General features: G+C 43.9%; 10 protein-coding genes and 10 tRNA genes. 8 read left to right on the top strand and 12 right to left on the bottom strand.

Translation table 11 applies throughout. From position 1 onward, the window contains the following. Nucleotides 1–29: 29 nt before the first annotated feature. The 4 genes from MHN30_RS22565 to MHN30_RS22580 form a co-directional block, all read right to left on the bottom strand. Nucleotides 30–105, bottom strand: a tRNA-Glu gene (locus MHN30_RS22565). 160 nt (nt 106–265) lie between these two features. Further along, nucleotides 266–341: transfer RNA gene (locus MHN30_RS22570), tRNA-Glu, on the bottom strand. A 162-nt stretch (nt 342–503) separates the two neighbouring features. Beyond that, nucleotides 504–579: transfer RNA gene (locus MHN30_RS22575), tRNA-Glu, on the bottom strand. Between the two features lie 75 nt (nt 580–654). Continuing rightward, nucleotides 655–730: transfer RNA gene (locus tag MHN30_RS22580), tRNA-Ala, on the bottom strand. A 519-nt stretch (nt 731–1249) separates the two neighbouring features. On the opposite strand from MHN30_RS22580, the gene MHN30_RS22585 reads away from it, so the two are divergent. The 7 genes from MHN30_RS22585 (at nt 1250) to MHN30_RS22615 (ending at nt 4151) form a co-directional block, all read left to right on the top strand. Then, nucleotides 1250–1325 (top strand) — tRNA-Val (locus MHN30_RS22585). A gap of 65 nt (nt 1326–1390) precedes the next feature. Then, nucleotides 1391–1466: transfer RNA gene (locus MHN30_RS22590), tRNA-Val, on the top strand. A 65-nt stretch (nt 1467–1531) separates the two neighbouring features. Further along, nucleotides 1532–1607: transfer RNA gene (locus MHN30_RS22595), tRNA-Val, on the top strand. Between the two features lie 65 nt (nt 1608–1672). Further along, nucleotides 1673–1748, top strand: a tRNA-Val gene (locus MHN30_RS22600). Between the two features lie 65 nt (nt 1749–1813). Further along, nucleotides 1814–1889 (top strand) — tRNA-Val (locus MHN30_RS22605). A gap of 160 nt (nt 1890–2049) precedes the next feature. Beyond that, nucleotides 2050–2125: transfer RNA gene (locus MHN30_RS22610), tRNA-Val, on the top strand. Between the two features lie 394 nt (nt 2126–2519). Further along, on the top strand, nt 2520–4151 hold the full coding sequence (locus MHN30_RS22615) for a response regulator (protein ID WP_039491432.1): 1632 nt from the start codon (nt 2520–2522) through the stop codon (nt 4149–4151). A 23-nt stretch (nt 4152–4174) separates the two neighbouring features. Here the strand turns inward: MHN30_RS22615 and msrB are convergent, their stop codons facing one another. From msrB to MHN30_RS22645, 6 genes are all read right to left on the bottom strand, one after another. Beyond that, a complete protein-coding gene (msrB, locus tag MHN30_RS22620; RefSeq protein WP_039491435.1) occupies nt 4175–4615 on the bottom strand; it encodes a peptide-methionine (R)-S-oxide reductase MsrB in 441 nt (146 codons plus the stop codon). 1 nt (nt 4616) lies between these two features. Next, nucleotides 4617–5129: a DUF2919 domain-containing protein gene (locus tag MHN30_RS22625; RefSeq protein WP_045990300.1), complete on the bottom strand. Its 513-nt coding sequence runs from the start codon at nt 5127–5129 to the stop codon at nt 4617–4619. A gap of 4 nt (nt 5130–5133) precedes the next feature. After that, nucleotides 5134–7152, bottom strand: a complete 2019-nt coding sequence (gene ligA / locus MHN30_RS22630; protein WP_239361186.1) for an NAD-dependent DNA ligase LigA — start codon at nt 7150–7152, stop codon at nt 5134–5136. Nucleotides 7153–7218: 66 nt separating this feature from the next. After that, nucleotides 7219–7944, bottom strand: a complete 726-nt coding sequence (zipA, locus tag MHN30_RS22635; RefSeq protein WP_130163430.1) for a cell division protein ZipA — start codon at nt 7942–7944, stop codon at nt 7219–7221. 18 nt (nt 7945–7962) lie between these two features. Next, nucleotides 7963–11352, bottom strand: a complete 3390-nt coding sequence (locus tag MHN30_RS22640) for an AAA family ATPase (RefSeq protein ID WP_239361188.1) — start codon at nt 11350–11352, stop codon at nt 7963–7965. Nucleotides 11353–11416: 64 nt separating this feature from the next. Beyond that, entirely contained in the window at nt 11417–12151 is a 735-nt protein-coding gene (locus MHN30_RS22645; RefSeq protein WP_205992050.1) for an RNA methyltransferase, read from the bottom strand. A gap of 127 nt (nt 12152–12278) precedes the next feature. Between MHN30_RS22645 and MHN30_RS22650 the strand changes: the two genes are divergently transcribed. Further along, entirely contained in the window at nt 12279–12575 is a 297-nt protein-coding gene (locus MHN30_RS22650; protein WP_010378819.1) for a hypothetical protein, read from the top strand. A gap of 32 nt (nt 12576–12607) precedes the next feature. On the opposite strand, the gene gpsA is transcribed toward MHN30_RS22650, so the two are convergent. Together gpsA and secB are read right to left on the bottom strand one after the other, a co-directional pair. Beyond that, nucleotides 12608–13615 carry an NAD(P)H-dependent glycerol-3-phosphate dehydrogenase gene (gene gpsA / locus MHN30_RS22655; RefSeq protein ID WP_010607583.1) on the bottom strand — a complete coding sequence of 336 codons (1008 nt, stop codon included), beginning with the start codon at nt 13613–13615 and terminating at the stop codon, nt 12608–12610. A 3-nt stretch (nt 13616–13618) separates the two neighbouring features. Beyond that, on the bottom strand, nt 13619–14107 hold the full coding sequence (secB, locus tag MHN30_RS22660) for a protein-export chaperone SecB (RefSeq protein WP_010607582.1): 489 nt from the start codon (nt 14105–14107) through the stop codon (nt 13619–13621). Nucleotides 14108–14146 lie beyond the last annotated feature (39 nt).

A 14146-nucleotide genomic window follows, 5' to 3' on the forward strand; every position in this document is an offset into this window, starting at 1 on the left:
TTGCTAACCGAGTTACTTACCAAAGTAAGTGGCGTCCCCTAGGGGATTCGAACCCCTGTTACCGCCGTGAAAGGGCGGTGTCCTAGGCCTCTAGACGAAGGGGACGCAGAAATTGTTTTGCAAATCATCGATTTGCTATTTCTGTGTTAGATGAGACCGAGCCTGCGAGGCGAATGGCCCTATCAAAAACAGAAAGTTTTCTGTGTCACTAGGACTTTATTTAGCTGTTTATCCTCTTACTAACCGAGTTACCTACCGAAGTAAGTGGCGTCCCCTAGGGGATTCGAACCCCTGTTACCGCCGTGAAAGGGCGGTGTCCTAGGCCTCTAGACGAAGGGGACGCAGAAATTGTTTTGCAAATCATCGATTTGCTATTTCTGCGTTAGATGAGACCGAGCCTGCGAGGCGAATGGTCTTATCAAAAAACAGAAAGTTTTTCTGTGTCACTAGGACTTTATTTAGCTGTTTATCCTCTTGCTAACCGAGTTACCTACCAAAATAAGTGGCGTCCCCTAGGGGATTCGAACCCCTGTTACCGCCGTGAAAGGGCGGTGTCCTAGGCCTCTAGACGAAGGGGACACAATATCAAACAACTTCGCACTCGAGGCGTTGCCATTTGAATTATGTACTAGGACATATGCACTAACGATAAATTGGTGGAGCTAGACGGGATCGAACCGTCGACCTCTTGCATGCCATGCAAGCGCTCTCCCAGCTGAGCTATAGCCCCATAATAGTCAGACTTGAACTGCTAGCCTGTATCGCTGAGTGCGGGGCGCATTCTATGCAGGAGCAAAAATAAAGTCAACAACTTTTATGAAAGTTTTTTCTAACTGATTCATTTTAAATCAAGAAGCGTAGAATATAACCAAACAGCTCCCCTTTGCAAGCCTAACACCTTGAATTGGATTATTTATTACACAATTTAAAACGCATAGTTACCGCACCTCTGCGTTTTTGTTTTACATCCAATTAGGCCAGAGTGATTTACGGCTCTTTTCTTTTTCAGCATGGTACCTAATCCAGCTTGATCCCGCGCTATAGCATACAAAGCTCAGCAACCTATTTCCCCCAAGTTAAGAGATTCTTGGACCAAAAATATAAGACCCCTCACCTCTTCTATAATGAAGAGCTTAAAGCATTGAACATAAAAACATCACACAGTATAGTTTTTTAAAGTTAAGTGTTGACTCTTTTCAAACTAAACCTATAATACCGCCCCACAACGGCAGACGTTGTAATACAATTTGGGTTGTTAGCTCAGTTGGGAGAGCATCGCCCTTACAAGGCGAGGGTCACTGGTTCAAGTCCAGTACAACCCACCAATTCTATTCTTAGATTAGAATTGGATATTAAACTCGATTCAAGAGTATAAATTGAAACACAATTTGGGTTGTTAGCTCAGTTGGGAGAGCATCGCCCTTACAAGGCGAGGGTCACTGGTTCAAGTCCAGTACAACCCACCATTTCTACTCTTAGATTAGAATTGGACATTAAACTCTATTCAAGAGTATAAATTGAAACACAATTTGGGTTGTTAGCTCAGTTGGGAGAGCATCGCCCTTACAAGGCGAGGGTCACTGGTTCAAGTCCAGTACAACCCACCATTTCTACTCTTAGATTAGAATTGGACATTAAACTCTATTCAAGAGTATAAATTGAAACACAATTTGGGTTGTTAGCTCAGTTGGGAGAGCATCGCCCTTACAAGGCGAGGGTCACTGGTTCAAGTCCAGTACAACCCACCAATTCTATTCTTAGATTAGAATTGGATATTAAACTCGATTCAAGAGTATAAATTGAAACACAATTTGGGTTGTTAGCTCAGTTGGGAGAGCATCGCCCTTACAAGGCGAGGGTCACTGGTTCAAGTCCAGTACAACCCACCACTTTATTCTTTATTAGATAGAGTGATCGATGCAAAGCATCGCACTAAGCCTGATCAAGGCAAGGGTCACAGGTTCAAGTCCAGTACAACCCACCATTTCTACTCTTAGATTAGAATTGGACATTAAACTCGATTCAAGAGTATAAATTGAAACACAATTCGGGTTGTTAGCTCAGTTGGGAGAGCATCGCCCTTACAAGGCGAGGGTCACTGGTTCAAGTCCAGTACAACCCACCACTTTATTTTCTAGATAGAGTGGCCGATACAAAACATCACGCTAAATCTAAGCAAGGCTAAAACCATAACTTTAAATCTAGTACAAGACACTTTTTCACTTTATTTATAGTCATTGTTACTTGTCACATACTCAAACAGCACATCAAACTGAATAAATTTAAACCTGCCATAAAGCCCATAGAAACAACCTCGTTTTTCTCATTTATTAACTAATTAGTTACTCTTCTTAGCCTCCCAAATTTTAGTTATATCCTTAACAATTTTGCCACTAACCTCAGTAAATAGTTGGGATAAGCTAAATAGACTAACCTACTAAAAATGAGTTAATTTTTGTTTTCAAAACTACACCTAAGTACTAGACTAGAAGCAAAGCCATTGTCTAAAAATTGTTTCTATGTCAGCTCCATCTATTCAAAATGCCAAAATGTTAATCGTTGAAGATCAACCATTAGCATTGAGCTATATGAAACAATCTTTAGAACAGTTAGATTTCAGAAATTTAAAATTTGCAGAAAGTGCAGACAGTGCAAAAGAGCTTTGCACTATCAATAAGTTTGATCTCATCGTATGCTCTTTTGGTTTAGCAAAAAAGCAAAATGGCTATCAATTTTATGAAGAGTTACGGTCCAAACAGTTAATTCGCTCAAGTACCGCTTTTATTTTTATTTCTTCTGAAACTAGCCCCGAGTTAGTCCATAGTATTATCGAACTCCAACCCGATGACTTTTTAGTTAAGCCCTTTTCAATAAAAGAACTACAAAACCGTATAGAACGAGTTTTAAAGCGTAAACAGGCTTTAAGGCATATAAACTTGCTTGTAGACGATAAGAACTATTCAAAGGCCTTAAAAGCGCTAGATCTAGAACTAGACAACAAAGATCATAACTACACTTCCCTACTCCTAAAGCTAAAAGGAGAACTTCTACTCAGACTTAATCAACTAGAAGAAGCTAAGTCTTTTTACAAGTCGGTTTTGGCTCTGCAAAAGTTTACATGGGCTAAGCTAGGCTTGGTCGAGGCGCTCATTACCAACAATGAAGATGTTATTGCTCAAAAGATGTTAAAAACCTTAATCGAGCGACCGGAAACTCGTCTTCCTGCGCTCGATTTATTGAGCAAACTCGAAATAAAGCTAAACCAATATGAGAATGCCCAACAATTGTTAGAGCAAGCAATTGAGATGGCACCCAGAAACATAAATAGGCAACAGTCACTTGGTCGAGTTGCGCAAATTAATCACGACTATGAAGCCAGCTATAAAGCACATAAAGATATCGCAAGTTTCGCGCGCTACTCGATCCATGACAAACCCGAAGTGTATTTGAATGCAGCACGAGCTGGAATAGACTTTGCCCTGAGTACCGATCAATCAGACCAAGTTACTCGTCTCACAAGGCAGACACAACAATACTTGAGTGATTTAAAGCACCAATTTCCAAACGCACAAACCCAAGCGCAAATCGATGTCCTCAACGCCCGCGTCCATTATCTAAAAGATGAGCATAAAAAAGCGAAACAACTGCTAGAACAGTTAGAAGATGAACCCGTTATTCGCTCGGTAGATTCCACTTTAGACAAAGCAAAAGCACTACATGAGGTGGGATTAAACCACAAAGCTCAGGAGCTATTTAGTCAAGTTATTGCACACTGTGAGCGCCACAACTCAAGCGCAGATCCCATCACAATGCACTATCTATATCAGCAGCAGCAAGAGAAAAAAGAGATCACCATGGGCCCAAGAGAGCTCAATAACCATGCGGTCACACAGTTTAACAAAGGACAATATGAAACCGCTTTGGAGGCATTCACTCAAGCATTTAGAATTATGCCTAAAAACTCGGGAATAGCGCTGAATTTACTGCAATGTATGAGTGATAGTTGCGCTAAGTCAGGAAGTACATTTAATTCCAATTTAGCAAAGCGTTGTACTACCTTGCTAAATCAGTCTGAGTTGGATAGTGAACAGCAGATCCGCTACGGTAAACTCAAAGCTAAACTAAATGAAATGAAACTCGACTTTGAGTAATCACTTGTTTTATTGCAATTGAGCTATTTCTTTTCCATTGCAAGGGCATTAACACAATAACGCAGTCCACTTGGTTCAGGGCCGTCAGGGAATACGTGACCTAAGTGGCTATCACACACGTTACAAGTGATTTCGACGCGCGTCATTCCATGGCTCTTATCGCCATGATACGCAACCGCTTCCACTGCTGCAGGCTGTGTAAACGAGGGCCAACCAGAGCCACTATCAAACTTTTCTTCGGCATCGAATAACAACTCGCCACAGCATACACAGTAGTATTTACCAGGTTCAAAAAGCTGACAACTTTGTGAGCTAAACGGGCGTTCAGTCCCCTTTTTCCTGGTGATCATGTAAATTTCTGGAGCAAGCTCTGATTGCCATTGCTGGTCCGATTTTTCAACTCGGCGAGGAGCAACAGGATTACCATTTCTGGCAAAGTTTAGTATGTCTAACCACTTTAACATCTCAATTCTCTCTCTTGTTTACTTCTGTCTTTTGCTCTTCAACAGGAAGTGGCCAATCGCCAAAAAAGCAACTTAGATAGCGGCTTTTAATTAAATATAAAAGTACCCAACTCACCAACACAATTTGTACGGCAATATAAGGAGAAAAACTATAATGGGTTTTCCCAGCTTGCAGGATCAACCACGCTAAATCGAGTACTGCTGTTAATATAAGTGGCAAACGCATATAACGCCAGACGGCTGCCAGCTTTGGAGAGCTTGTTGGTCGCCTAAGAGAAAACACAACGGTTGGTATGAGCGCGATACAAGCGATCCCTGTCGCGACAAAAAAGTGAAACTTAGACTCAAAGAATAACGACATCAAATCCAAGTCTGGGCGTCTCGCAAGTGCAGAAAACACCCAAATAAGCAACGGGCGGAGCAACACAACCAGCGCTAAATTAAAAGCGATTGGCGTACGATAAACGCCATATTTATCCCAGTATTCAGGGCCGTATCGTGTTACTGATTTCATTTTACTACTCGTATTTGTTTAACAGTGCGATCAGCGCCTCTTCATCGAACACCTCAACACCTAGTTCTTGTGCCTTAGTGAGCTTAGAGCCTGCTTTTTCGCCGGCATAAACTGCATCCGTATTTTTCGACACACTACCCGCGACCTTAGCGCCAAGCGCTTGCAATCTCGCTTTAGCATCGTTGCGGTTCAATTGGCTCAAGGTTCCAGTCAATACATAAGTTAGCCCTGCTAAAGGTTGTGTATCCTCTGACGGTGCTGCAACATCTTGCCAAGTTACACCCACTTCGATCAATGCAGTTACCACTTCTTGATTATGCTGCTCGGCAAAAAAGCTATGAATGTGCTGCGCAACAACAACACCAACATCACTTACTTGCTGTAGAGTATCAATGGAGGCGGCCATCACTTTTTCAAGCGTCAGGAAGTGATTTGCCAAGTTTTGTGCTGTCGCTTCACCGACTTCTCTGATCCCAAGCGAATACAAAAATTTGGCTAACGTTGTTTGCTTTGCCTCTTCAAGTGCCGCAACCAAGTTTTTAGCAGACTTTGGCCCCATACGTTCAAGAGACTCAAAATGGCCCTGCTTTAAGATAAACAAATCAGCAGGCGTCTTGATAAGCTCTCGCTCAACTAACTGCTCAACTATTTTGTCGCCAAGCCCATCTATGTCGAGGGCCTTTCTCGATGCAAAGTGCTTAATTGCTTCTTTACGTTGTGCACGGCACACTAAACCGCCAGTACAACGCGCAACCGCTTCTCCTTCAACACGTTCAACATGAGAATCACACACCGGACAAGTATCTGGGAACTCAATCTCTTTGGCATCATCAGGACGCCTATCTAAAACGACCTGAGTTACCTGAGGGATCACATCCCCAGCTCGGCGTACAATAACGGTATCACCAATCTTTACACCTAACCGCGCAATTTCATCACCATTATGAAGCGTGGCATTCGATACCGTAACACCACCAACAAAAACAGGCTCTAAACGTGCAACGGGCGTGATAGCACCAGTACGACCGACCTGAAACTCAACATCAAGCAGCTGAGTGATCTCTTCTTGTGCAGGGAACTTAAATGCAATCGCCCAACGCGGCGCGCGAGCAACAAAACCAAGCTGCTCTTGCTGCGCTTTATCATTCACTTTGATCACTACGCCATCAATTTCATAGGGAAGCTCAGCACGGCGCGTCATGATATCTTGATAATAAGCCAAAGCTTGCTGTGCATTATCGACAAGCTTTGTCTCAGGGCTCATTGGCAAGCCCCAACCTTGTAATTGCTGTAGCTGCGCATAATGCTCGTTGGCCAGTTCACCGCCTTCAACCAAGCCCATAGAATAAGCATAAAACATCAACGGACGCTTAGCGGTAATTTTTGAGTCTAATTGGCGCAGACTTCCCGCTGCCGCATTTCTTGGGTTTGCAAAGGTCTTATCACCTTTCGCTTGCGCCTTTTCATTTAGCTTAATGAAACCCGCAGTATCCATAAAAACTTCACCACGCACTTCTACTTCATGCGGAATATGTTCTCCACGCAGTTTCAGCGGAATATTGCGAATGGTTTTGACGTTCTCAGTGATGTTTTCCCCAACTTGACCGTCTCCCCTTGTCGCCGCTTGAACGAGCACACCATCACGATACAAAATAGACACCGCCAAGCCATCGAGCTTTGGTTCACAGCAAAAAGTAACATCTTTACTTGTCAGTAGGCGCTCTTTTAAACGGCGATTAAATGCCGTAAATTCACTCTCGTCGAAGGCATTATCAAGCGACAACATAGGTACTCTGTGTGTTACTTGCTCAAACTTGCTAAGCGCTTCACCACCCACTTTCTGCGATGGGGAATCAGGACTTTGTAACTCAGGATGCTGCTGCTCAAGCGCCATCAACTGGCGCATCACACGATCATATTCCGCATCAGGCACACTTGGGTTATCTAAAACATAATATTGGTAATTGTAATCTTCGAGTTGCTGCCTAAGTGCTGCAACTTGGCTTTCAATGTTGTCTGACATTTAAACCTCTAAACGTAAAAAGCCACCAGCGGATGCCAGTGGCTTAAAAATGATTCTAAGTAGCGATTAAGCGGCGAATTCACGCACTTTTTCAACATAACCGCGCACGGCCTCAACCGTTAACGGTTCGCGGTCTTTATCAAGTACGGTTGCGCCAAACTCTTCAGCTAGTTTTTTCGATGCACTGTGAAGCATATTAAATGCAGCCAAGTTATCGCCTTCACAAGGTAAGGTCATAAATAGGCTAATGCCAGCGGTGCTAAATTGTTCCATGTTATCGATATCAAACGTACCTGGGTTGTACATGTTTACCAATCTAAATAACACAGGACCATTTCCGGACGGCTCTAAATGGCGATTAAAGAAGCCCTCATCAGAATATTTAAATCCAAGGCTTAACACGGTTGGTAACAACCTTGAACCTGCCATTTTCAGGCCTTCAGGCATATCAACGTGAAGAATAATAAAGTCTTGTGGCTCTAATGCACTCTCTTCAGGCTCAGCCTCTTCAGATCCACTGCTCTCGGTTTGCACCTCAGTTTCAGGCTCTTCCGTCGCTATAATGCCCTCAGTCGCAGGCTCGTCATCCACCGCACTAAAGGTCATCTCTCCAATTTCAGGTTCGTCAGACTCTTTATCATGATTCGGCGTTTGCTCTTTGAGTTCATTGGGCTCCTTTTTTGAAGCTTTATCGCTGTTCTTCTTACGAACAGACCAAAGTCCATGTATGAGTAACCCGCCTATGACCAACGCACTGATCACGATTAATGCCCATCTTAACTCTGTGGCCATTGCTCACCTTTTTTGTTGTTATGCCTGTGCCATTTGCACCGCTTGTTCTATATCTACGGCAACCATGCGCGACACCCCGGGTTCTGCCATGGTTACCCCCGTCAGTCTACCCGCCATTTCCATAGCGACCTTGTTATGACTGATATAAATAAATTGCACTGTTTGCGACATTTCTTCAACCAAACGACAAAATCGCCCTACGTTTGCGTCATCAAGCGGTGCATCTACTTCATCCAGCATACAGAATGGGGCTGGATTAAGCCTGAATATTGAAAACACCAATGATAATGCGGTCAGCGCTTTTTCTCCACCACTTAACAGATGAATTGTCGAGTTTTTCTTACCTGGCGGCCTTGCCATGATAGAAACACCACTTTCTAGCAGGTCATCGCTAGTCAATTCTAGATATGCATTCCCCCCACCAAACACTTTAGGAAACAACTCGGCTAAATCTTCATTCACTTGATTAAAGGTGGCACTAAAGCGGGTTTTGGTCTCTTTATCAATTTTTCTGATCACCGTCTCTAACGTTTCTAACGCATTAGTGAGATCATCCAGCTGTGTATCTAAATAGGTTTTACGTGCCTTCGCTTCTTCAAACTCTTCAATTGCGGCTAAGTTTACAGCCCCTAACTTACCAAGATCATTACTGACTCGATTCAAATTGGCTTGATACTGGCCCAAGTTTGCGTCTTCAGGTAATTGCGCCAGCTCCGCTTTTAGCGTCCGACCAAGCTCCTGCAAAGGTTCAAGTGCCGCTTGCGCCTTTATCATCAAGCTTTGCTCTTCAAGTTTCACTTGTTGCAAAGACTCATTGAGTTTACTCACTTCGCCTTGTGCATCTTTTAATGCCGCTTGTTTTTGGGAGAGGTTTTCCTTGGCTTGGTTAAGCGTATCCAACATCGTTTGCTTTTGTGCTTTGGCTTCTAGATGTTGGGCGAGCAATAACTCTATATCTTCATGTGCCTCCGCGAGTGGCTCTTCACAAAGTACAATGTCTTCTTGTGTTTGTTTGATGCGTTGGTTTATTTCATCGCGACGATGTTGCAAGTGTTCCAACTTAGAATTGCTGAGCTGTAGTTCACTTTCTGCCTGCTGCGACGCAAGTTTAGTAGTATGAACTAATTGCTGCGCGTCTTGTAATGCGGCGCGTCGAGATTGACTATGTTGTTTAAACTCGGCCAACTTAGCCTCGGCCAGTTGTTGTGTTTGTTGTACTTGCGCTAGCAACTCATCACGTTGTAATTGCTGTTCAGTATAAAGTTCAAGTTGTTCGATGACCTCGTCTCGTTCTTGAGCAATGGCATCAAGCTGTTCTTGAATTTTTTGTCCTTGCTCACGCCAAGCGCTCAGATTCTCATCCAGCATTTCAACTTTGGTTTTATGGCTGGCGATCGCTTGGGCTTTTTCGTGAACGCATTGCTGTGTTTTTAATAAGCCAGCTTGCGTGTTCTCAAGAACAATGTGTTTTTGCGCTACAACCTGTTCAGCCTCTTCAGCGAGTTGTTGCAAATGAGGAAGCTGAGTATGGCATGACTGCAATTGGGCATAGCGTTTTAACGCGCCACTCTCTTCATTGCTTTTCGCCTTGGCCTTAAAGTTATCCCCCACAATAACGCCACTGACCGTCACGCCGAGAAGAAATTGTTCACACGATTTAAAGTCTGTAGATTCAGCGCATAATTTTATTTTCGTTAAAAAGCTGGGGAACAGTCCTGAGCTTATTTTTGTCGCGACGGAATCAACGGGAACTTCGAGTTCAATGGGCCATAGCGTATTCATTTCGCTTTGCTCAACGACTAAATGCGTCAACCCAAGCAGTGCCGCTTCCACGCATTCTTCATACCCAGACTCAACAACAAGTTGCGATAACATAGTCGCAGCTGAAGTCTCCGACGTTTCCTCTGCCCAGCGTGATAACGCTTTTATTTCAGATTGCACTTCTTGTAGCGCCTGAAGCGCTTTTTGAGCATGAGTCTGCGCCTGTAAGATTTCTTCTTTATTGGCTTGCTCTTGGCCTTGCAACTTACTAGCTTGGCTTTGTAATTTTGCCATCGCTTGAACTAGCTGATGATGTGCATCCTGAGCTTCAGCCAAGTCATTTTCCAACATAGATGCGTGATGCGTTTCGGCCTGTTCCAGCAGCTCAGCCTGACGCTTATCTACGTGCAGTTTAGCTTGCTGTTGTTGCGCTAATTGGCTTGCCCCTTGCTGTACCTGAGCATGTATTTGTTGGTACTGCTTCTGTGCGCCACTAAACTGCGCTTCTAACTGAGTTTGCTCTGTGTCACTTTGCTCATTTGCGAGTTGAATTTCTTCCAGTTGCAATAGCGCAATTTCAAGTCGTTCAGAAACTTCAGCGACTTTTTCAGCGCTGCTCGCCACATACTCGGCTTGCTCGTCTTGCGCCTCAATCACTTCTTGCTGTTGTGATTTCAGTATTTGGGACTGCTCAATAAGCTGACGCTTTTTATCTGTTAGATTGACTTTCTGTTGCTCAAGCGTTGCCAACTGGGTTTCAATTCGGTGTACGCTATGTTGTGCTTGCTCATAGCCATCATTGAAGTGCTTAATTTCATGTTCTAGCGTCGCTAAAATGCTGTCATGGCCACTGTGAGCTTCATTAAAAAATGCTAATTTTTCGTTGAGTTTGGCAATTTCTTTGGCTTTGATTGCCTGCTTTTGCTCAAGGCTTTGCCACTTTAAAATTGCTATCCACGACTTTAAGTCACGCTCTTGCGACTTTAAAGACTTATATTCGCTCGCCTGTTGTGCTTGAAGTGCCAGTTTATCTAGCTGACTCTGTAGCTCTTGCCTAACATCGAGCAAACGCTCCATGTTTTCGCGGGTACTCTTGATCCGAGTTTGGGTTTCTCGTCGACGCTCTTTGTATTTTGAAATTCCGGCGGCTTCTTCTAAAAAAACTCTTAACTCTTGCGGCTTACTTTCGATCAAGCGAGAGATCATCCCTTGCTCGATAATTGCGTAACTGCGAGGACCTAGGCCAGTACCTAAAAAGATATCCGTGATATCGCGCTTACGGCACTTACTACCATTTAAAAAATAAAGAGATTGGCCATCGCGCGTTACTAAGCGCTTAATGGCAATTTGATTACGATCTGCAAACGTGCCGGGCAACCGGCCTTGAGTATTATCAAAAATCAGTTCTACAGAAGCTTGCGAGATAGGTTTACGTTTGGTTGAACCATTAAAAATAACGTCCGTCATGGCATCGCCACGGAGGTTTTTCGCAGAGCTTTCTCCCAGTACCCAGCGCACTGCATCAATAACATTAGACTTACCACAGCCGTTTGGCCCAACCACACATGTCATCTGGTCAGGAAACGGGATCTTGGTTGGCTCTACGAAAGATTTAAAGCCGGCCAGTTTGATGCTACTCAGTCGCATAGCTTATTATTGTTGTTCGCGGTTACTTTTGAGAATAAGGCAATTCATTAGTAAGATCTATGAGTTAGCAATGACAGCGTTTGATATTATCCAAAATGATCCCGGTAGCCATCGCTACATTCAATGATTCAGCACCACCGAACGCAGGAATAGTCACCTTTTTATTGATGTGCGCCGCGATGGTATCGCTAATACCATGAGACTCGCTGCCCATGACCAACACGGCATTACGACTAAATTGGCACTGATGCACACTCTCACCACCAAGGAATGCACCATAGCACTCACCTTGATATTGCTTTAAAAAGGCCTCGAGATCGGTTCTCACCACATTAACACGCACAAATGAGCCCATGGTGGCACTGATCACTTTAGGGTTAAATTGATCGGCGCAGTTTTCGCTCACCACAAGCTGCGTTAATCCATACCAATCAGCAAGACGAATAATGGTACCGAGATTACCCGGGTCTGAGACTCCATCTAATGCCAACACCAGCCCAGCAGTATTGATTTCTTCTGCTGGCGGCATTGCAACGACCGCTATCGCCGCATTATTTGATACCAAAGTACTCACCTTACTCAGCACATCTTCTTCTGCTTCTACACAGGCAATATTAACGAGTTTGGATTTATACTTTGTCATGAACTCACTGGTCGCGAACAGCTGTTCAACAGCCAACCCAGCATCAACTAACTCAATCACATTCTTCTCACCTTGTACTAAATACAGGCCATGTTGTTTGCGATATTTTTTTTGCCCTAAAGCACGAAGTAGTTTTTGTTGATTCTTGGAGATCATGTGCACCTCAAAAGTTGGATTTACCATTATACCTGTTCAGTATCAGATAAAAAGCGTTTCCACGAGGCATTAAGCTAAGAAATTATGTTATCTTGTGCCGAATGACACACAAGGCATAGAGGTAATCATGTCACCTGAGCTAACGCTTATTTTACTCAACTTTATTCTACTTTTTGTGGCCTACGTATTCGTTTACCCAAAGTTGAAAGAGAAAAGTCTCGCCAGTATCAGCAAACAAGATTTATTGGTTACTGCGGTTTCTTTAGTCGTGTCTGGAAGTTTGTACTATGGTAAGGATATCGAATTTTCGTTAGTGTTTTTTAAGAGTAATTGGGTGGTGTTTACGATTGTCGCATTTAGCGTGATTGAAATCCCATTTTTACTGTGGTTTAAACGTCGCTATAACATTAAGTTTGGAGAGTAATAGAGAGGTAGCTACGCCTCTCTATTCGATTATCACTCAGCTCGCTTTTCGCGACCAAGCAACGCCATTGCGGCTTCTTTCACATCTTTTTGCTCATAAAGCACTTGATAGATCTGCTCAGTGATCGGCATTTCAATACCAGTGCGTTTAGCAAGTAAATAAACTTCTTTGGTATTGCGATAGCCTTCGACCACCTGACCTATACTCGACATCGCCTCATCGACCGACTTTCCCGAGCCAAGTGCAAGACCAAAACGGCGATTACGCGACTGGTTATCCGTACAAGTGAGAATGAGATCACCAAGCCCTGCCATACCCATAAAGGTTTCAGAGCGCGCGCCTAACGCACATCCTAAACGACAAAGTTCAGCGAGTCCTCGGGTGATAAGCGCCGTTCTGGCATTCGCACCAAAACCAAAGCCGTCAGACATGCCCGCGCCAATTGCGATAACGTTTTTGACCGCACCACCGAGCTGAATACCAATAAAGTCTTCGTTGCTATACACCCTAAACGAGCGACCGCAATGCAACAGCTCTGCGAGCTCTTCACGAAACTTTGCACAAATCGAAGACACTGAAATAGCAGTAGGTAATCCTGCGGCCATTTCTTTTGCAAAAGTAGGTCCACTTAGCACCGCCAGCGGCACATCATCACCTAACACATCCAATGCAACCTCTTGCAATAATCGCCCAGTATTTGGTTCAAGCCCCTTGGTTGCCCAAGCTACTTTTGCATTCTCAAGTAGCATAGGTTTAATCTTCTTCAAGGTGTCTGCAAACGCATGACTTGGCACAACCACCAAAATACGCTCGCTAGACTTAACAGCCGTTTCTAAATCGGCCTCAAGTTCAAGCGTGTTTGGAAACTGGATGTCAGGAAGATAACGTTGGTTTTTGCGCTCAGCTGCTAGCGCCTCAACGTGTTCGCTATTGCGGCCCCACAGTGTCACTTGGTGACCATTTCGGGCAAAACAAATAGCAAGGGCGGTGCCATAAGACCCCGCCCCCAATACAGTTACAGCTGATTTTGCTGTACTCATCAATTATGCGTCAGCAGTTTGCTCAGGCTGTGCTTGAGCCGCACGTTGCTGCATATACTGAGCGAATAATGCGTCAAAGTTAACTGGCGCAAGGTTTAACTGTGGGAAAGTACCACGGTTAACTAGGCTAGCTACCGCTTCACGCGCATATGGGAATAGGATGTTAGGGCAGAATGCGCCTAGCATGTGTGCCATTTGCATTTCTTCAAGATCTGCAATTGCAAAGATACCAGCTTGTTGGATTTCACATAGGAATGCAGTTTCTTCACCAATAGTTGCCGTTACCGTTAGCGCTAGAACAACTTCAAAAACGTTGTCATCAAGCTTTGCTGAACGTGTGTCCATGTCTAGCTTAACTTCTGGTGTCCACTCTTTTTGGAAGATACCTGGTGAGTTTGGCGTTTCAAACGATACATCTTTAGTATAGATACGTTGAATGTTGAACTGAGCGCCTTCTTGTTGTTGTTCTGCTGCTTGGTTTTGTTCTGCCATGATAATTTCCTAAATTCTGTTGTGATCCTGCTAATTCTT

It is taken from the genome of Pseudoalteromonas sp. OF7H-1, assembly GCF_022347825.1.
GTDB lineage: Bacteria > Pseudomonadota > Gammaproteobacteria > Enterobacterales > Alteromonadaceae > Pseudoalteromonas > Pseudoalteromonas maricaloris.

Coding starts and splice junctions, on each gene's coding strand:
- MHN30_RS22615 (WP_039491432.1), top strand. CDS start 2,520: ATGTCAGCTCCATCTATTCAAAATGCCAAAATGTTAATCGTTGAAGAT.
- msrB (WP_039491435.1), bottom strand. CDS start 4,615: ATGTTAAAGTGGTTAGACATACTAAACTTTGCCAGAAATGGTAATCCT.
- MHN30_RS22625 (WP_045990300.1), bottom strand. CDS start 5,129: ATGAAATCAGTAACACGATACGGCCCTGAATACTGGGATAAATATGGC.
- ligA (WP_239361186.1), bottom strand. CDS start 7,152: ATGTCAGACAACATTGAAAGCCAAGTTGCAGCACTTAGGCAGCAACTC.
- zipA (WP_130163430.1), bottom strand. CDS start 7,944: ATGGCCACAGAGTTAAGATGGGCATTAATCGTGATCAGTGCGTTGGTC.
- MHN30_RS22640 (WP_239361188.1), bottom strand. CDS start 11,352: ATGCGACTGAGTAGCATCAAACTGGCCGGCTTTAAATCTTTCGTAGAG.
- MHN30_RS22645 (WP_205992050.1), bottom strand. CDS start 12,151: ATGATCTCCAAGAATCAACAAAAACTACTTCGTGCTTTAGGGCAAAAA.
- MHN30_RS22650 (WP_010378819.1), top strand. CDS start 12,279: ATGTCACCTGAGCTAACGCTTATTTTACTCAACTTTATTCTACTTTTT.
- gpsA (WP_010607583.1), bottom strand. CDS start 13,615: ATGAGTACAGCAAAATCAGCTGTAACTGTATTGGGGGCGGGGTCTTAT.
- secB (WP_010607582.1), bottom strand. CDS start 14,107: ATGGCAGAACAAAACCAAGCAGCAGAACAACAACAAGAAGGCGCTCAG.